The sequence below is a fragment of the Aphanothece sacrum FPU1 genome (genome assembly GCF_003864295.1).
In the GTDB taxonomy this organism is placed as follows: domain Bacteria; phylum Cyanobacteriota; class Cyanobacteriia; order Cyanobacteriales; family Microcystaceae; genus Aphanothece_B; species Aphanothece_B sacrum.
Map to the genome: position 1 here is coordinate 42,166 of NZ_BDQK01000016.1, position 19,931 is coordinate 62,096.

Here is a 19,931-nt window from a genome sequence, read left to right on the forward strand (position 1 = left end):
GCACCTTTTTGTGATTGTCTTGCGTCAGGAATTACCGACAAAAACCGCGCCCCTTTCCCTCAAACTTTGGGACATTTCTTCAGTTATTCCGGGATTTTCACCAAATTTAGCCCCATTTACTACTGCACCGCTAAAATTGGTCTGGCTTAAATTCGCTTCTACTAAATTAGCGTCCGTTAAATCTGCCCCAATGAGATTAGCTAACGCCAAACTAGCACGGTAAAAGTCCCCCTGATTTAACTTGGCATTACCCAAATAGGCTCCGCTTAAGTCTGCACCGCTAAATCTAGCATAACATAGTATAGCCTCACTCAAATCTGCATCCGTTAAATTAGCACCCCGAAAATTACTGCGAATCAAATTCGCCCCACTTAACTCAATACTACTTAATTCTGTCGCCAGAAAATTTCCGCCGCATAAGTCAACTTTAGGGTTTAATTGGGCTAATTGGGCTAATTCGAGTAAATTATGATTGTTAGCGGTGTAAATAGTCTCAATGGTTTGATGAAGTTGAGCTAAACTATGAGGATTAATTCCTTGAGTCGGTTGGTCATCTGGACTTTCCGAGGCTAATCCGTCCAAGCTGACTTGAATTTGAGATAAATAGGGATTTAGTCTATTTTTCCACAAAAACTGAGCTAAGACCCGTTCTAAAATGCTATGTTGATTAGGATGAATATCATGTCGCCATAACCCCTCAGTTTGAGTGATAGAAACATCCGAGGGACTAACTTCAAAGGTAACACTTAAGGAGGTATCAGGTATTACCTCAATTATCGCTATTTGAGAGGAAATAGAAGGGATCTTAAGGTAAGATTGTCCAAGTTGAGGGGTAAATTGCCAAACAGCCTCAACCGGGGTCAAAGTTTGTAATTGACAGGCATCATTAAAAGAGCGTTTTGGTTCTATTATTTGCCCATTTTTGAGATTAAGTTTCAGTTTACCTCCTTTTAAAGCAAATTTAATCTGACCATTGAGTAAGGATTTTTCTTGTTCATTGAAGCGAATAGTTAATTCTAGGTTTAATTGTTCTAATACGGTTGTCTCCACCCTCAAAGGTAAGACCTTCAAATTCAGAGAAACACAATCAGGATAGGGGTTATAACTGGTTAGATGAGGCTCAAAAGAGCGAGATTCTGACATGGATAAAAATTATGAATTATGAATTATAAATTATGAATTATCAATGGACAATTGATAATTGACAATTGGTTAATTTGGTTTAAAACCTCAACGGTACTTTCTCCTTTATTTCTGCTACATAAAACTGATACAACGTGGTATATTACGTCACATTGAAGTTTACTTCGGTGCTTCAACCAGAACCGTCGGCGGCACTCTGTCCACAGGCGTCAGACGGTATAGCCTACCGCCTTACTCGCTAACATTTTAGCGGCATTTAAGTCTCTCTCTACCTTTTAGGTAGAGGTAATTTTCTATTGTCCATTGTCCATTGTCCATTGTCAATTGTTGAAGAATTCCCCAAAGGGGTTAGACTGGATAACTAACCACGCGATCGCGGCCTTCTTTTTTTGCTTGAAAGAGGAACTCATCAGCTTGATTAATTAAAGTGGTTTCTGATATTCCTAAAGTGGGAAGCACTGTGCCTACCCCTAAACTCATGGTGACATAGGATTGTACTTTTGAGGCTTTATGGGGAAGTTGTAACTGTCGAATTTCTTCGAGAATTTTCTGGGCGACTTGCATGGCTCCTGATGTGGGAGTATTAGGTAAGATAATGGCGAATTCTTCACCCCCATAGCGGGCAACTAAATCAGCCGGACGATGAATAACACTAGAGATAGCTTGGGCTACTTTTTTGAGACAATCATCTCCTGATAAATGTCCATAATTATCGTTATACAATTTAAAATAGTCAATATCCCCTAAAATTAAGGATAGGGGCTGTTTTTCTCGACTCAAACGCCGCCATTCGTGTTCGAGGGTTTCATCAAAACAACGACGGTTCGCTACTTCGGTTAACCCATCTAGGTTGGCTAAACGATGTAATTTAGTATTGAGTTCGTGTAATTCACGATTCATTTTATGGACAGAAGCCTCATAACGTTGTCTTTCTTCTTCTGCTAGTTTACGTTGTGTGACATCGGTTTGCACCCCAATGTAATAGACAACTTGTCCTGACTCATCTTTGACTGGAGATAAAGATACCTCGTTCCAAAAAAGAATACCATCTTTACGATAATTACGAACAGTAATAGAACATTCTCTCTTTTCTTGAATACAATTATGTAATTCTAAGATGCCGGATTGCTCTCGATCACTTCCTTGAAGAAAACGACAATTTTTTCCTTTTACTTCTTCTAAAGAATACCCTGTCATTCTTTCAAATCCAGGGTTAGCATAGATAATAGGATTATCAGAATGGGTGGCATCTGTAATAATAATTCCGTTGTAAGTCGCGGCGATTGCTTGATGAAGTAAGTAAGCATCTATTTGAGGTTGAGCATGAAATTCTTGGGCAGCTTCACTTAATTTTAATTGTCGTTTTAAGTAACGATTATTACTTTGTAATTTCTGATGTAATAGACTAAGTTTAACTTGGGTTTCAACTCTGGCTAATACTTCTTGAGTATGATAAGGCTTGGTAATATAATCTACTCCTCCGACTTCAAAGGCTTTTGTTTTTTCTAATATTTCATCAAATGCACTTAAAAAAATAACGGGAATTTCTGCGGTTTTCTCGTTTTTTTTTAGATAACTACAAACTCCATATCCATCCAGTCGAGGAATTTTAATATCTAGTAAAATAACATCAGGTGTTTCGGTGTCAATAGCAATTAAAGCCATTTCTCCATCTACGGCTTGTCGTACTCGATATCCTCGCTTAGCTAATAGATTTGATAACAATCTTAAGTTATCAATTTGATCGTCTATAATTAAAATATCGGCTTTTTCACAAGACTGAAGGTTCATCTGTTTTTAATCATTAATATTTGGTTGACTAAGTTTTCTTATTTGACGATAATCAAAATTATTGACTAATTCAATCATGGACTGAATTAAAAAATAATGCTGCTCAGGAATTTCCTCAATTAATTGGTATAGACGTTGACCATCTCCCGCATTAGCTGCACCCTGAACTTGCACAATCCAATCTGATGACATTACTTCTAAAGATTCCCTGTTTAAAACAACTGATTCTTGGTCTTGTTCTACCGCTTCTATTGCCTGACTTTCATAACGATAACTAACTCCTAAGTGAGTGACTAACTTATCAAGTACCCGTTGGATTTCAAAGGGTTTACGAAGGATATCATCTCCTATTGTAGCTGATCTTTTATTTTTTTGTGCTTCCCTACTTTCTGAGGTAATGGTAATAATCACGGGTTGATTAATTTGTGTCAAGGCTTTAATTTTTTCAATGGCTTCATAACCGTCCATAATAGGCATCCGAGTATCCATAAAAATCAAATTAGGTTGCCAATTTTTACAAATTTCTACCGCTTCTTGCCCATTTTCCCCTTCTTTTATCTGAAATCCTATTGGTCTTAATAATTTAATAAGTAATTGACGGTTTTCTCGTTGATCATCTACGACTAAAAGACGATATTCTGGTTGATTAGGAGCTAATCCTATGACATTATACCTTGATTGTCTGGTAGGAATTTCTGATTCTTCAGGAAGATTAAAACCAATGTTAAAATGAATTAATGTTCCTTTGTTTAGTTGACTTTTTACTTGAATATTTCCTCCCATTAAATTTACTAATTTTTCGGTAATTGCTAATCCTAATCCTGCTCCATCACGCTCATGTTCTCTAACAAATGGTTCAAAGATTTTTACCTGATTTTCTAAGGCAATACCCCTACCAGTATCTTCGATTGCAAAAAAGAGAATTTGTTGGGGTTGCCAGTCATTTGTATTGTCTTCTAAATTCCAATCTTGATTATCACTTGCTAATCTGATGGTAACACTTCCTTGATCAGTAAATTTAATGGCATTGTCTAAGAGATTAATCAGAATTTGACGTAATTTATTGTCATCAGTTTTAATATATTGAGGAACATCAGGATCAATGTAAATCATGATTTGTAAATTCTTGCCTGTTGCTTTTAATCGGAACATTTCAATGACCCAATTAATTAAATCTCGTAAGTTAAATGTAGTTGCTTTGAGAGAAATATTTCCTATTTCTAATTTAGACAGTTCTAAAATATTGTTAAATAAGCTGCGTAAATATTCCCCACTACGACACATAATAGCTAGATTATCTTGTTGTTCTGGGGTTAGAGTCTGTTCTCGTTTAAACACTTCAAGAAATCCTAATAAAATATTTAAAGGATTTCGCAATTCATGACTCATTTGTCCGAGTAATTCTGTTTTCTTTTGCTTTGCTTCTTGTAGTTGTATATTGCTTTCTTCAATAAGCTTTTCTAAATATTCTTTTGTTTTAACAAGTTCAGCATTTCTTTGTTTAATTAATTGCTCAATTTTATTTTTATTGTCGATGATTTTCCAGAAATAAACTATTAATATTCCGGTTAAAGATAATACTAAAATAAAAGTAGCTAACGCTTTAGCAATTATAGGTAATAATTTGATATCCGGTAAAATTACCAGTGACCATTGACGATCAGCTACGGTTAAAATTTTCTTACATTCAAACAATATTCTACAGCTTAAAGGTAATTCTAATGATTGATTGATTTCTGGCTTTTTGTCAAAGCTAAATAGAATACCCTGATTGTCTTTAGCTTGTAAATCAATAATATAGAAACTTAATTCTTTTTTTTCTAACTTATTTAATGTGTTGTTAAATATTTGTTTAATATCATATAAAGTATAGATAATTCCCCTCAATTCTTGACGACTTTCTGAGAGATTTTTAGGAAAAAATCCAGGACTATAAGTTGGGTAATATATAGCAAAGCCTCTATCTCCATTAGTTAACTCAATGGGGCCACTGGTGGTAATTTTTCCTGAATCTCGTGCTTTTTCTAATGCCACACGAGATAAAAGATTAGCCCCTAAATCTAGCCCCATAATTTGTTGATTATTTTGTTTTAATTCTTCATATATAATAGGAAATTTGTCAAGTTTTTCTACTGTATTTTGATCATTTTTTGTGGCAATATTAAAATTAGAAAAATCATTATCTTTGAGAGGTTTTTTCTTAGTGTTTAAGGCTTCTATAGAGATTCTTTTCGCCCAAGTCATACCCATAATTCCTGGATAATTTTCCAGAAAAGGACGGGAAAATCTCTCAAAATCTTTTTGTGTTACTTCATCTGAAGCCTCATAAAAGTGTCCCACAGTTCGGGTAACTTCTGTATAATCATTAAGATGGTACTGTAAATATTGCCTTAGCTGCAAAGCTTGTGTCTGAAACTTGGTTTGTTGTATGCTTAGTTCTATATACCCAACCATTAAAGCGGCGATCGCAGACAATCCTCCCCCTATCAGTAAACTGATTCTTAGAGGAAAATAAGGCATCTGATGAGAAGAAGATTCTGTCATAAAAACAGATTTTATATACTATAGGACAAAAAACAAGTGCCTTTAATTATTATCTTATATTTTAAAGACAGTTTTCTTGAACTAAAATATTATTAGATTAACTACCCAATTATTTGTTTCGTCTTTTATTGTAGGTTGGGTTGAGGCACGAAACCCAACAGACCCGAATTCTAAGTCTAACTCACCCTACGAATTAAGTACCGCGCGCAAAATTAATTGCACAACTAGGGCGGGTTTTGATATAGTCGTAATGGTTGAGTGACAAAGGTAAGGGCTGGTTTATTTAATTTTTTGGTGAGAATAATTGATTTATGTAAAAAACCCGCCCCTACAAAAACCTGCCCCTACAAATTTTGTGTAATTAATTTTGTCTACCTACTTATAAGCTTTACTTCCTACTATTTTAATGCATTCGATCAATAGTTCGATACTGAATCGCCTCAGCAACATGATGACTTTTTAAGATTTCTTCATTACCTAAATCAGCAATAGTACGAGATACTTTTAAAATCCGATCCATGGCCCTTGCTGATAATCCTAACTTACGAATTGCCCCTTCTAATAAATTACGACTCGACTTATCTAATTGACAAAAATTGCGTAAATGAGATGTCTGCATTTGAGAATTACAAGAAACCGACTTTTCCATTTTAAACCGATTTTGGGCGCGATCGCGGGCGAGTTTTACTCTTTCTCGGATGGTTTTAGAATCTTCTCCTATTCCTTCGGCGATCATTTCTTCGGGTTTCAGACGATTTACACCTACTTGTAAATCAATTCTATCCATTAATGGGCCTGATAATTTAGCCCAATATTGTTCCCGTTGACGAGGAGAACAAGTACAATGTTGAATTGGATCACCAAAATAACCACAGGGACAGGGATTTGTGCTTGCTATTAAGGTAAATCTAGCTGGAAACGTGACAGACTGACGAGTACGAGAAATGGAGACATAACCATCTTCTAGGGGTTGACGCAAAAATTCTAAGACATTACGCTTAAATTCAGTTAATTCGTCTAAAAATAAGATACCATGATGAGATAAAGAGATTTCGCCAGGACGAGGAAAACTGCCACCTCCCACTAAAGAAGGGCCAGAAGCTGAATGATGGGGACTGCGAAAGGGTCTTTCTTGGATCAATGAGCCTCTATTTTTGAGTAATCCGGCGACAGAATGAATTTGAGAGACTTCTAACGCTTCTGAGAAGGATAAAGGCGGTAAAATGCCCGGTAAACGTCTTGCTAACATGGTTTTTCCGCTACCTGGAGGCCCCACAAAAATGAGGTTATGACCCCCTGCGGCTGCTATTTCTAAGGCGCGACGGGCGTGATTTTGACCTTTTACGTCCTTTAAGTCAGGGGTGGGAATAGGCGATCGCCCTAAAACTTCTATAGGTTTAAATTGGACGGGTTGATGAGTTTGAGGGTGACAGAGGAAGTCTGCAACATCTGTGAGGTGTTTAAAGCCATAAACAGCTAAATTATTGACAACTGAGGCTTCTTGCGCATTATCTAAGGGTACAACTAATCCGGTAATACCTAAGCGTTGGGCAGCCGCAGCGATGGGTAAAACGCCCGCAACGGGGCGCAAACTACCATCAAGGGATAATTCCCCTAAAAATAAATAATCCCCCAATAAATGGCCATCAATTTGTTCTGAAGCTGCTAATATTCCTACACTAATAGGTAAGTCAAAATAGGGGCCTTCTTTGCGAAGATCTGCGGGGGCTAAATTAATAATAATTTTACGAACGGGAAAGGCAAATCCTGAATTTTTTAATGCTGCTTTAACTCTTTCTCTAGATTCTTGTACCGCAGTATCAGGAAGTCCCACAATGGTAATAGCAGGAAGTCCCCCTGAAACATCAACTTCTACCCCAACTTTAAGCGCGTCAATGCCCACTAATGAAGCACTCCAAACCCTAGCTAACATTTTTTGAGTTCCTTAAATATTTCCCTTAGGTTTAGTATTCCCATTAATGTAGAAAAGTTTAGCATTGCTCAAAATATTATAAATTATAAATTATAAATTATAAATTATAAATTGGGATTTTATAGACCCAATATTGTAAACAATCAAAGTCATTAAAGTTGCATCAGTCCTAAAATTAGGCTCTCCCGTACCTATGGTGATAAGTAAAGCTTATAATTCGTAGGGTGGGTTAGACGCGGCTATGATTTTGATGAAAAATGCATAACTTTTAAGGCGCGTCGTAACCCACCATATTAAGTATTGTAGCTGATTATACATTTTATACCAAGATGTTATGAATTATAAATTATAAATTATAAATTATAAATTGGGATTTTATAGATCAAATATCGTAAACAATCAAAGTCATTAAAGTTGCATCAGTCCTAAAATTATTTGCCTGTGCAAACTTTTCAAGATTTATGGGAACTCTATTAAAAATCTAGATCAAAAAAATCCATAGACAACATGTATAATTATCAACATCAAGTTAAATGCGATCGCCAACAACTTAAACAAGAGGAACAAGAAACTATAGCCAAGGTAGAACGCGATTTCCTCAAATTAAAACAAGAGATTGAACGCGATCGCCAACAACTTAAACAACAACAACAAGAAATTATAGCCAAGGTTGAACGCGATCGCCAAGAACTTATACAACAACAACAAGAAATTATAGCCAAGGTTGAACGCGATCGTCAAGAACTTATACAACAACAGCAAAAAATATTCCTTCCTGTCTCCTATACCCCTTCTCCTGCCTTGTCTGAAGGGCTATTAATCGACACTCAGAAAGATATCTCGGTAGAGGGTGTAGGTTTTGTTATTGGCGGGGCCTTAGCTGGTGTTAGTACATCGGCTATGATTGGCGGGATGGGATTAGTGGGCAAATTTGGCGGTATTGGTCTAGGTTTGGGTACAATGACAGCAACAGGACTCATGATCGGTGCTGCCACTTATGGCGCGTTGACAGCCATCATAGAAGAAGATACTACAGCTTTGGCCGCGATGGGATTAGGTACACTAGGAGGAGTGGGAATCTCTGCTACTGTCGGGAGTATGGGTTTAAGTGTCGGAGGTACGGCTTTTGCCCTTGGAATGACTTCAATGGCGGCTGCTGGAGGTATCATCGGATTAGGAATCTATGGATTAACCAAGATTGTTAGCGATGGCACTAGAGATAGCAAAATCTACAGAAATTTAGAATTTTTAGCCACCATTATTAGAGAATATGAAGATGAAAGAAAATGGGCTGATTTAGAATCTGGATATTTAGGCATTGACGCAGAACTCCAAGCCCTAAAAATTGCGATCGCAAACCCTAATTAGGTTTTTAAAAACTAAAAGGGTATTTTATATTTCTCATACCCTCTTTCAAAATTAGAACCCATTTGCGATGGTAGGGGTCAACGGTCGTTAACCCCTACTGGGACAGGTTTAAATTATTAAACTCCTACTCTTCTTCTGCTGTTGCTGTGACTTCTAGTGCTTCTTCTGCTGTTTCTGCTTCTGCTATTTCTGCTTCTAAGGTTTCCCCTTCTGCAGCAGGAGGAACCAAGGCCACAGCCGCGATCGCATCATCTTCATCTAACCGTTGTACTCGTACTCCGGTTGCACTGCGAGACTGTAAAGAAATAGCATCAACCACCTGACGAATAATGATCCCTCGGTTAGAAGCGATCATCAACTCATCTCCTGGGTTAACCACATGGAGAGAAGCTAAACGATCCTTTGGAGACTTAAACTTAATGGCCCGAACTCCCATACCGGCCCGTCGTTGTAAGCGGAATTTTGAGATAGGAACCCGTTTTCCATAACCCCCATTGGTAATAGCCAAGATCCAAGGGCCTTGGTCTGTGGTATCTTCTTCTATCAACTCCTCAGTTTCATTTTCTAAGATTTCTTCATCTTCATCCTCTCCTGCATCGGCAATACTCGCTGTCACCTGACTTGGCAAAATATCCATGCTTATTAACTCGTCCCCAGACTTGAATTTCATGGACTTAACCCCTCTGGTGGCCCGGCCCAGGGGTCGCAGTTGTTGACTATTAGCACAAAAATGAATAGCCATTCCTAGACGACTTCCGAGAATAATACTATCTTCTTCTTTGGCCAGTCGCACCCATCGTAGTTGATCTCCTTCTCCTAGAGAAATAGCTATTAACCCGTTGGTGCGAATATTACTAAAAGCAGACAGGGCAGTTTTTTTGATGTATCCTTTGCGGGTTAACATCACTAAGAAGACATCCTCGCTAAACTCACTCACTGCCACAATAGAGGTGATTTTCTCATCTTTAGGAATAGGTAACATCTGTACGATCGGCATTCCCCTTGCAGTCCGAGACGCGGCCTGGATATGATAGGCACTGACCGCATATACGACCCCGCGATCGCTAAAAAAGAGGACATGATCATGGTCACAACAGGTCAAAAAGTGTTCAACGACATCATCCTCTTTAATTTTGGCTGCTGCTTTACCTCTAGTGGCCCGTTGTTGGGCAGCAAAGGTACTTACAGGCATCCGTTTAATGTATCCTTGTTCTGTTAAGAGGATGATAGCCTGTTCATTAGCAATTAAGTCAGTATCGACAATTTCCCCGTCATAATGGACAATTTGGGTACGACGGGGTGTAGCATGAATAGACCTAATTAGAGTGAGTTCTTCTACAATAATGGCTTCGATGCGCTCTCGTCGGGCTAAAATATCTTGTAAATCCGTAATTTTAGCTTGTAGTTCTTCATGTTCGGCGTGAATTTTCTCTGCTTCTAAAGCTGTCAAGCGACGTAACTGCATTTGTAAGATAGCGTCTGCTTGAACTAAAGATAAGCCAAATTCTTCAATTAATTCTTCTTTTGCGGTGGTACTATCAGCCGCCCCACGAATAAGGACAATAACTGCATCTAAATTCTCTAAAGCAATGAGTAAACCTTGCAAGAGGTGATCTCGTTCTTCTGCTTTGCGTAACTCGTATTGGGTACGACGGGTAATAGTTTCAACCCGAAAGTCTAAGAAAACGGTAAGAAATTTTTTAAGTATCAGGAGTTGGGGTTCTCCATTGACTAAGGCCAACATATTGGCCCCAAAATTCGCTTGTACAGGAGTTTGTTTATAAATGTTGTTAAGAACGACTCTTGGATAAGCATCCCGTTTGAGTTCGATCACCACCCGCATTCCATCACGATCGCTTTCATCACGAAGATCAGAAATACCTTCAATGCGTTTATCATTGACTAATTCAGCAATTCGTTCTATTAAAGCAGCTTTATTAGTTTGATAGGGTAATTCAGTAATAATAATAGCATCTCGATCAGGACGGCCTCGCTGTTCTAGGGTTTCAATGGTGGCGACCCCCCGCATAGTAATGGAACCCCGTCCGGTATTATAAGCGTCTTCAATGCCAGAGCGACCTAAAATCTGTCCTCCCGTGGGAAAATCAGGGCCAGGTATTAATTTAATTAAATCTTGGTTAGTTAATTCTGGGTTATGAATAAGAGCGATCGTTGCGTCAATTAATTCTGCTAAATTATGAGGGGGAATATTGGTGGCCATTCCAACAGCAATACCAGAAGAACCATTAACTAAAATTTGAGGAATTCTCGCAGGCAGAACAACGGGTTCTTGTTGTGATCCATCAAAGTTATCGGCAAAATCAACCGTTTCTGCTTCAATATCTCTAAGTAAAGCATTAGTAGATAAAGTTTGCAGACGACATTCGGTGTAACGCATGGCCGCAGGGGGATCATTATCCACTGAACCAAAATTACCATGACCAGCTATGAGGGGATCTCGCATGGAAAAATCCTGGGCCATGCGGACTAACGCATCATAGACGGCAGTATCTCCGTGAGGATGGTATTTACCTAAGACTTCCCCTACCACACGCGCACATTTACGAAAAGGCCGTTCAGGGGTCAAACCCAGTTCGTACATGGCGTAGAGAATGCGACGATGGACTGGTTTTAACCCATCCCTCGCGTCGGGTAATGCTCGTCCCACAATGACGCTCATGGCGTATTCTAGATAAGAACGAGACATTTCATTACTCAAGTCTGTGGGAATGATCCGATCTTGAGGGGTGGTCATAAGGGAACGAACTCCTTTAAAAACAAGAAAAAGAATATAATCAGCCCATAAATAGCTGATTAAGCGGGATAAAATAAGATTTGTTTTACTTTTCTTTAATAGTTTAACATAAAGAGGCTATTTTTTTGCGAAAATCTGCCAAGTTAGAAGATGAATTTTATTTTGATTTTTTCTAGCTTTTTTTAAAGATAATATGAATAAAATTATCTTAATCCTCCGACATTTCTAGATAATTTAAAATTTTTTAGTAAATATACTTTGTTTAAAAGTAATTATATAAGCGATTAATATTCGCCAATATAATCCTATTTTATTATTTATCTTAAATAAAATTTTATCCCTATGCGAATTATCTCTTGCTGTTATTTTTAAGCTGTTTCGTCCTTCGTGTATAATCAATTTTCTAAGATTAGACAATTCTAAATTGTCATGAATTTTCCATCCTGCTTTAGCTGCTGCTAATCCAATAAATGAACCATCTCCCTGAAAAACTTTGCGAAGTCCTAACCATCGGTCACTAAGTTCCCATGCTTCTAAAAATTCAGATTCTCTTCCTTGATCTTTTCTAATAATCATCAGATTTTCACAAACCCACTTTGCTTGACTTACATTAATATTAAGCTTGTTAGCTAATTCAAAGAATTTTTCTGCATTGTGTGGATAATATTTAATCAGGCATTCTTCCAAAGATTTAGTGGGTGTTTCTGCTGTCAATCCTGGACTAACATTTAGTTCTTTCGGAAGTGGATCGATTATTTGACTATCTGCATCAACAAATACAGTACATTCATGGTTTTCAAGTGCCATACTTATAGCCAAACGCTTATCGTTGTAGACATAAAAGATACTTCTTCTACGAATTTTTCTAGCAATAACATTCGAGTATTTTTGAAAATCTTGGGGAACATCAGTTGCAATGACCAGATCAATTCCAGAATTTTGTACTTGCTGAGCTAGTCTTTGTGCGGCTAATCGGTAAGGTGAACCAATTGCTAAAGTAGATAAACAATACTTCGTTGATATCATGTATATCTCTCCATGCTTGTAAATTGATTGTAACCCATTATAACATTTTTTAGAATAACGAACATAACGACAAAGAATAAACCCGTTAAAAATATAGAAAAATTAACTTAAATATTAGAATATTAATTCAATAATGGATAATTAATTATTAATTATCCATTATCTATCAATCAAATATCTCTAAGATAAATCCCGTTTAGTTCTAACCCATTGTGACTGGGGACGAATTAAAAAAGTAAAATAGAGAGGAATTTTCCAAAGTAAATAAAAAGGTATAGAAATTAAAGCTGAACCTGGAATTTCTTCCCGTCCAAATTTAGCCCAACCACTTAAAATACCCACAATTAAGAATACACCACCTATGCCTAAAATAAAAGTAGATAACCAAGAAAATCCTAACAATCCGGCTGTTACCATCATACTCATTCCTATCATCCAAAGCATTACTAATAAAGATAAAGGTGGTACACTTACTTCTAAAGCTAGGGCAAATAGATCAAAACGTCTTTGAAAAATTGCCTCTTTTAATAACCGAGGAACTTGAGTTAAAAGAGTTTTAATATGACCATGTTCCCAACGAGTTCTTTGAGTTTTCGCCGCACCCGACTCTTGAGGTAAAATTCCTGTTACCTTAGCATCAGGACAAAATTGAGGAGAATATCCAGCTAAAGATAAATCAATGCCTAATTGCATATCTTCAACAATATTACCACTTGCCAAAGAGACTTTTTGTAATACTGACCAAGGAAAAGCCATTCCTGTTCCTGCTAATAAACAAGGCAGTCCTAAACGGTTTAACCCTGTGGAACGAACTTGATTTTTAACTAAAAATGCTAAGGCAGAAATTAGATCTTTCGGACTAGGATTAGTTGGTTTTTCTAATAAATATAAAGCTTGTATCGGTCTACCATTTATTTGTGCTTGTTGTGCTAAAAGTTGAATAGTTCCTGATGTTACATAACAGTCAGCATCAACTAAAATAATAATATCAGGGTGATTATTTTTGAGGAAATTTAACCCATAATCTAGGGCATAACCTTTGCCCCGTTTTTCTGTATCTTGGCGTTCAATAACTGTTACTCCAAAATTTTGAGCGATCGCGGCTGTTTTGTCAGTACAATTATCAGCAATAACGATAATTTGCTCTGGTGTTTTTACCTGAGATAATAAAGATATCAAAGTTTTATCAATGACCATATCTTCATTATGAGCCGGAATTAAAATTTTGAAATTAGGTTCATTCTCTAACTTAATATCTAAAGAAGTAGAACCAGGAAAAAGGGACATTAAACATTCCATAAATAATACCCCACAAGGGATAGAAAGGATGAGGGAAATTAGGAATAATAATCCTTCTAAAATTAAATTCATAGGTCAGAATCAGGTGATAGATGGACAGACTCAAATAATTGTTTTAACTTTTGTGCTTCTTGAATAATATTATGTTGTTGTGCAACTTTTTTAGCTCCTATTTTTCCCATTTCTTCTAATTGAGAAACAGGAGTTTCTAAGACAGTTTGCATTGCCGTCACTAAAGCTTCAACCGAACCCGCAGCAAATAACCATCCTGACTCACCAGGAACTACCAATTCAGGAATTCCTGCGACATAAGTGCTAATTACAGGACGACCTAAAGCTAGACTTTCCATAATAACAACGGGCAGTCCTTCCGCAAAACTTGGTAAAACCATCGCCCGTGATGCTAAAATTTGTTGTTGAACTTGTGTTTGAGTTGCCCATCCTGTAATCTCAATTGTATCCTCTAAATGCCAATAAGCGATCGCTTCTTCAATGGGTGTTCTTAAGGGGCCATCTCCCACTAAAACCAACTTAAATTTATAGCCTTGAGCAACTAATTTACTAGCCGCTTCAACTAATAATAATTGTCCCTTTTGTTCACTCAAACGACCCACACAAACCAAACGAAGTTCATCTGTAATAGGTTGCCAAGGCAGAGAAAAGAATGAATCATCTAGTCCACAATGAATCAGATGAATTTTTGACCAGTCTGTGAACTCACACCAACGATAAAGTTGACTCTTTCCATAAGAACTAATAGCCACCACAAAAGCTGCCCGTTTAATCTTTTCTGGTAAAGAAATTGCCCCAACTTTATCAAATTCTTCGGGGCCGTGGACAGTAAAGCTATAGGATGGGCCCCCTAAAACTTGATTTAACAAAACAACAGTTGTAGAATTGGTGCCAAAATGAGCATGAAAGTGAGAGATATTTAACTCAGAAAAACGATCCAATAAAACACAAGCTTCTGCTAAATAAGCACAATGTAATAAAATCCCTCGGTCTGAATGCCAACCGAGTTTTAGAGTTAAGATAAAAGCTTGTAACCAACGGTTAGGACGAGTCAAAAAAACTTTGAGAAGACTGGTTAATAAACCAATCACTCCCACTCCTAAAACAACATTTGTTTTGTCTAATTCTTGTTGGTCTGCCTCATCAACAACTTTGCCAACAGATGAACGTAAAGAAAATCGAGTAATAGGAACACCCAAAGCTTCAATGGCCAAAATTTCTCGCCGAATAAAGCTATGGCTAATACTGGGATATTGGTTAACTAAGTAAGCAATTTTCATGCTATTATATCGCTAAAGTTTCTTTATTTTAGAATATGGAGATAAGAACAAACTAGACACTTTAATAGTATACAATAGCAGATGAGCAAAACTTACACAATTCCTTGAGAAAGAGACTATTTTGCCAGAGTAAATTTATGAATTGATTCTACAGGTATTACCAGATGGTTTATGATAATCTTCAGGCAAATTTTTTAGCTTGAGTAGAATATGAATAATTTAGGAATAGTCATCATTGGCAGAAATGAAGGAGAACGTCTAATTAGTTGCCTTCAATCATTAATTACTGAGCTTACCGATATTAGCAAAATTCCCATTGTTTATGTAGACTCAGGCTCAACTGATGATAGCGTTAAAACAGCAAAATCTCTAGGGGTTCAAGTCATCGAATTAGACTCATACCGTCCCTTTACTGCCGCTAGAGGCAGAAATACGGGATTTAGGTTTCTGATAGAGCAATATCCTAACTTAAAATATATTCAATTTATCGATGGAGATTGTACGATTATATCAGGATGGCTCGAACAAGCGATCAATGTATTAGATAATAATAAAAGTCTTGCTATTGTTTGTGGACGACGGGCAGAAAAATTTCCCGATGCTACTCCCTATAACCGCTTAGCGGATATGGAATGGAATACTCCCACAGGAGAAACAACCGCTTGTGGTGGTGACGCTTTAATGAGAGTACAAGCACTTCAAGAAGTTAATGGGTTCAATGATACTTTAATTTGTGGTGAAGAACCGGAAATGTGTGTCCGTTTGCGTCGTCAAAATTGGAAAATATTGCGCTTAGAAGCTGATATGACCCTTCATGATGCGGCAATGACCAAATTTAGTCAATGGTGGTCAAGAATGGTACGTTCAGGTTGGGCCACCGCAGAAGGTAGGGCCATGTATGGTTCATCACCTGAAAGATATATGGTACGTCAATCTTTGAGAAATTGGCTTTGGGGAGTGTTTCTACCCCTTATTTCCCTAATTTTTGCCTGGCCAACCTCTGGACTAAGTTTGTTATTGTTACTCGGTTATCCAGTTCTAGGATGGCGTATCTATAAATATCGCCTCAGTTGTGGAGATTTGCCCTCTCACGCGCGACTATATGCCTTTTTTTGTGTTTTAGGCAAATTACCAGAAGTCATGGGACAGGTCAAATATGGGTTAATACAATGGCGTGGTCAGCAAGCAACCTTGATTGAATATAAACTTCCCGTATCTTAAAATTAAGCTTGACATATTGAGAAAGATGAGATACAGTTAACCTCGACATCGACTTTATTTTTAATTAATCTTTGTCCGTCCCTTGATTTAATCAAGAGATTGAGTGAGGTAGTGAAAGGAAACATTTAGACTCATGCAACCAACCCGTTATTGGCTTAATCCTCTAGCAATTATTGCCACGGCTACCCTATTTTTGGGAACCCCTGCTTTGGCGAACGAGACAAACTCAATAACGATAGAATCTGATCAGGTTCAAGAAGAAGAAATTATTGAAATTGAGGTAACACCACCAGATATTAACCCATCTGGTGCTTGTGCCGCTTCTATTGAACCAATTATTAATAATATTATCGGTCGTTATCAAAATAATTGGGGTATTTTAGTCGAAAAATTAGAGGATAGAACTCTATTATATAATCACAACGCTGATAAATATTTTATCCCTGCTTCTAATAACAAAATATTTACTACTGCTGCTGCTTTACAAAGATTAAATCCCTACTCAAAAATTGGCTCAAAATCTCTACAAAATTGGGTTAATGTAACCAATATTAGAAGTAATAATTATTATGCTGATACCCTCTTACGTCACATTGGAGGGCCAAACGCAGCTAAAGCAGCTTTAGCTCAACTTGGGGTTAATCCTAACAGTTTTCGTCAAGTGGATGGTTCAGGATTATCTCGTAACAATATAGCAACTCCAAGGGCTTTAGTAGAAACCTTACGAGCGATGTATTATAGTCCTGCTAGGGATATGTTCTATTCTTCCTTACCCATTGCGGGAATCACAGGAACTTTGACAAACCGTATGAAAAGAACATCTGCTCAGGGAACAGTATCCGCTAAAACAGGCACATTGAGAGGGGTTCGCGCTTTGTCAGGTTATGTAAACCATCCTCAATTGGGATTACTTGTATTTAGTATACTAGCTAATAACTCGAATGTATCCGGCTCCGCGTTAGTCGGTTCCATTGATAAAATGGTTTTACAATTGAGTGCCTTCCAACCTTGTAATTAAGGCGATTTCCAAAAAAGACCTTCAAAGCAACGCTGGAACTTCTTAACGCCGCAATAGTAAAGGCTTGTAATGGGGTATTGAATAAGCTAAGACGCATTTAAAATGGTTATAGATAATTTCAGTACAAAAGTTCAAACTCTTTCTCCTTGCTCCGGCGCTCCCTTGCAGTCTCAACTACCAATTTAGATGCGTGACAGCTTACCCATCCCCCCTATCTAGCAGCTAATAAAACAAGAATGAACTAGGAACATATTTATCAGGTTGCTTATTTATGTTCCCTTTTGAATCATACCACTCAACCGCATAGTCCGTCAGTTTAAGGCTACTAGCTTCTTCTACTTTACCGAGATTAATTCCCAATGTAACAACCTTTAGGTTCAACCCTAACTTAAACCAAGATTTACTAGCATCCTTGCTATCTTGAAGTGCTGTACGGAAGCGCAAAGATTGAAGAATAGGGGTTTTATTTTTACTTGAAAGCCGCTCAAAAGTATCATTGTCAGGGACAAGAAACTGAGAATCTAAACGAAAATCTATGCTTTCTGGTGCAATAAAAGTTGCTTCCAAGAAATGCCCTTCTTTCTGTACTTCAAGGATGTCTAAGACTAAACTTTTATGATTGTCTAAGAATTGTTTGATAATGTTTTGATCAACTTTCAATTGTGTGGCTAAAGATTTTGTATATCTCGTTTTTTGTTCCTCCTTTCCAAGATAGTAATTATAAGTTAACTGCTGAGCAATAAGGGAATGACCCAGAGAAAAACCTGATACTTCTTCTTTTCTGAGTTGTTTTGTTTTTTGATTCCAGTAAAGAAATCCCGATTGATAAGATAAAGAGTTGACAACATCGTATTGCCCTCTTTTGTTTTTGTCCACAACGTTTTCTTCGCCCAATAGAACAGAGCCTGTGGCTTCAGCCGCAAGATAAACTTGTTTGAATAACATTGTGGTTCTTTGGGTTTTAAAAATTCCATTAGATAACTGATTTTGATAAGTATAGGTACTAAACTTAGCACTCGCATATACTCCACCCTTGAGTTCGGCTTTTACCATAGCACCATAAGATTCGTCTTCAGTACCAATCTTGGCTTCAACACCAATGCCTGCTTCAGCACCAACTTCGGCTTCAGCACTATAAGCATTAGAAGATAAAGAGAAAAAGACTGGTTCCTTAGGAAGTTTAATTTTAATTGATTGATTCTTGTTCGTCACTAGATCAATGATTATCTTGTCTATTTCTCCAAACAGATTGAAGTAAACTGGATTGGGATCGATAACTTGCATAAAAATACCTGTTACATCTGCTGCACCAGATACATAGCCTTCTATGTTAGCAAAAGCGTTCAATGAAATATTTTCCAGAATTTCAACACTTTTACCTTCAAATTTAGGGATAGGTTCTATTCCCATTTTGACAGTTACCTTAATCTTCCCCTCCATCTTTCGCCCATTCATATTCATTAGGCAATATCGTTTAAGAGCATTAGGAGATACTTCGTCAAGCTTAGATTGACATTCCGTGATAATCAGACGATCAGCAGTGACTTTAGCATTAGGCTCTATATCAATAGCTAATTTAAAGCAAGGCAGAATAAAAGTACCTGCATCAATACCAATTTTTACCCCACAACTTCCCCCTGAAGTTTGAATCGCTAAACTTGTTAAACCAATAAGATCATTATCGGCTACCAAGAAATTCCTCATTTCTGTTCTAAAGTTTTCCCGTGTAATTTGATCTACTTCGTAGATCGAAACTATCTTCTCCATCAGATAAGTAAACAGAATGGTTGGTGATTTAAGATAATAATCTCCTTGCAGCAAAAGTTGTAATATTTCTTTGTCTAAGCTCTTTTTTGCCTCTTCTGTCATAGCTAATTTTGGCAATTCATCCGCGATTTGTATCCGTAACTCTTCAAGTGCTTTTCTTCTATCCTCTTTGTTAAGATTATCATCTATATTCAGCCATTCACTTATTCCATCATTAACGCCCATTAAACACGTTATGTTTTTGATTACTGATTTCTTTTGCTTTAATAGTGCTTCATAATATTCTAGTTTTTTCACGATTTTTGAATAGATTGTTCCCTTAGTCTTCTCCCACAAAGTTGGAGATCCTGCTTTTTCCTGTAATTCCTGACTTGTCATTATTCCTGATGAATTGGGCATTTGAATTAACTCCGGTTCAATTGTTGTTGATGTTAGTTGTATATTTATTAAATTTTCTGTAGTTATTAAATTTTCTGTAGTTATTAAATTTTCTGTAGTTATTAAATTTTCTGTAGTTATTAAATTTTCTGTAGTTATTAAATTTTCTGTAGTTATTAGATTTTCTGTAGTTATTAGATTTTCTGTAGTTATTAAATTTTCTGTAGTTATTAAATTTTCTTGAGTTTGAGATTTTTTTCTTCTAGCCAGAATCAAATAACTTGCCATGTCCATTGATATAATTACCTCATTGAACCCATTTGTCGGCTTTGTACAATTTTCTACTTTTGAGGCCATCAACATAACAGTGGAAAGCGAAATTAAAATTTATATATA

General features: G+C 37.0%; 12 protein-coding genes. 3 read left to right on the plus strand and 9 right to left on the minus strand.

Annotated features, from left to right (window positions below):
* Positions 1–24: 24 nt before the first annotated feature.
* From AsFPU1_RS18260 to AsFPU1_RS18275, 4 genes are all read right to left on the minus strand, one after another.
* Positions 25–1,143, minus strand: coding sequence for a pentapeptide repeat-containing protein (locus AsFPU1_RS18260; RefSeq protein ID WP_124976062.1), 1,119 nt, complete (start codon positions 1,141–1,143; stop codon positions 25–27).
* Positions 1,144–1,491: 348 nt separating this feature from the next.
* On the minus strand, positions 1,492–2,934 hold the full coding sequence (locus AsFPU1_RS18265) for a GGDEF domain-containing response regulator (protein WP_124976064.1): 1,443 nt from the start codon (positions 2,932–2,934) through the stop codon (positions 1,492–1,494).
* 6 nt (positions 2,935–2,940) lie between these two features.
* Positions 2,941–5,478 carry a CHASE domain-containing protein gene (locus AsFPU1_RS18270; protein WP_124976066.1) on the minus strand — a complete coding sequence of 846 codons (2,538 nt, stop codon included), beginning with the start codon at positions 5,476–5,478 and terminating at the stop codon, positions 2,941–2,943.
* 403 nt (positions 5,479–5,881) lie between these two features.
* On the minus strand, positions 5,882–7,411 hold the full coding sequence (locus AsFPU1_RS18275; RefSeq protein WP_124976068.1) for a YifB family Mg chelatase-like AAA ATPase: 1,530 nt from the start codon (positions 7,409–7,411) through the stop codon (positions 5,882–5,884).
* Positions 7,412–7,918: 507 nt separating this feature from the next.
* On the opposite strand from AsFPU1_RS18275, the gene AsFPU1_RS18280 reads away from it, so the two are divergent.
* Complete coding sequence (locus AsFPU1_RS18280) at positions 7,919–8,779, plus strand: MFS transporter (protein WP_125061166.1); 861 nt, start codon at positions 7,919–7,921, stop codon at positions 8,777–8,779.
* A 124-nt stretch (positions 8,780–8,903) separates the two neighbouring features.
* On the opposite strand, the gene gyrA is transcribed toward AsFPU1_RS18280, so the two are convergent.
* From gyrA to AsFPU1_RS18300, 4 genes are all read right to left on the minus strand, one after another.
* Positions 8,904–11,534 carry a DNA topoisomerase (ATP-hydrolyzing) subunit A gene (gene gyrA, locus AsFPU1_RS18285; RefSeq protein ID WP_124978669.1) on the minus strand — a complete coding sequence of 877 codons (2,631 nt, stop codon included), beginning with the start codon at positions 11,532–11,534 and terminating at the stop codon, positions 8,904–8,906.
* Between the two features lie 234 nt (positions 11,535–11,768).
* Entirely contained in the window at positions 11,769–12,560 is a 792-nt protein-coding gene (locus tag AsFPU1_RS18290) for a hypothetical protein (protein WP_124978668.1), read from the minus strand.
* 180 nt (positions 12,561–12,740) lie between these two features.
* Positions 12,741–13,931 (minus strand): glycosyltransferase family 2 protein, encoded by a 1,191-nt coding sequence (locus AsFPU1_RS18295; protein WP_124978667.1) that lies wholly within the window; start codon positions 13,929–13,931, stop codon positions 12,741–12,743.
* Complete coding sequence (locus tag AsFPU1_RS18300) at positions 13,928–15,151, minus strand: glycosyltransferase (RefSeq protein ID WP_124978666.1); 1,224 nt, start codon at positions 15,149–15,151, stop codon at positions 13,928–13,930. The genes AsFPU1_RS18295 and AsFPU1_RS18300 overlap by 4 nt, the downstream gene beginning before the upstream one ends.
* 210 nt (positions 15,152–15,361) lie before the next feature.
* Here AsFPU1_RS18300 and AsFPU1_RS18305 point away from each other — a divergent pair, with 210 nt between their 5' ends.
* Positions 15,362–16,372 carry a glycosyltransferase gene (locus tag AsFPU1_RS18305; RefSeq protein WP_124978665.1) on the plus strand — a complete coding sequence of 337 codons (1,011 nt, stop codon included), beginning with the start codon at positions 15,362–15,364 and terminating at the stop codon, positions 16,370–16,372.
* Positions 16,373–16,505: 133 nt separating this feature from the next.
* Complete coding sequence (locus AsFPU1_RS18310; protein ID WP_124978664.1) at positions 16,506–17,390, plus strand: D-alanyl-D-alanine carboxypeptidase; 885 nt, start codon at positions 16,506–16,508, stop codon at positions 17,388–17,390.
* Positions 17,391–17,612: 222 nt separating this feature from the next.
* Here the strand turns inward: AsFPU1_RS18310 and AsFPU1_RS18315 are convergent, their stop codons facing one another.
* Positions 17,613–19,829 carry a hypothetical protein gene (locus AsFPU1_RS18315; RefSeq protein ID WP_124978663.1) on the minus strand — a complete coding sequence of 739 codons (2,217 nt, stop codon included), beginning with the start codon at positions 19,827–19,829 and terminating at the stop codon, positions 17,613–17,615.
* Positions 19,830–19,931 lie beyond the last annotated feature (102 nt).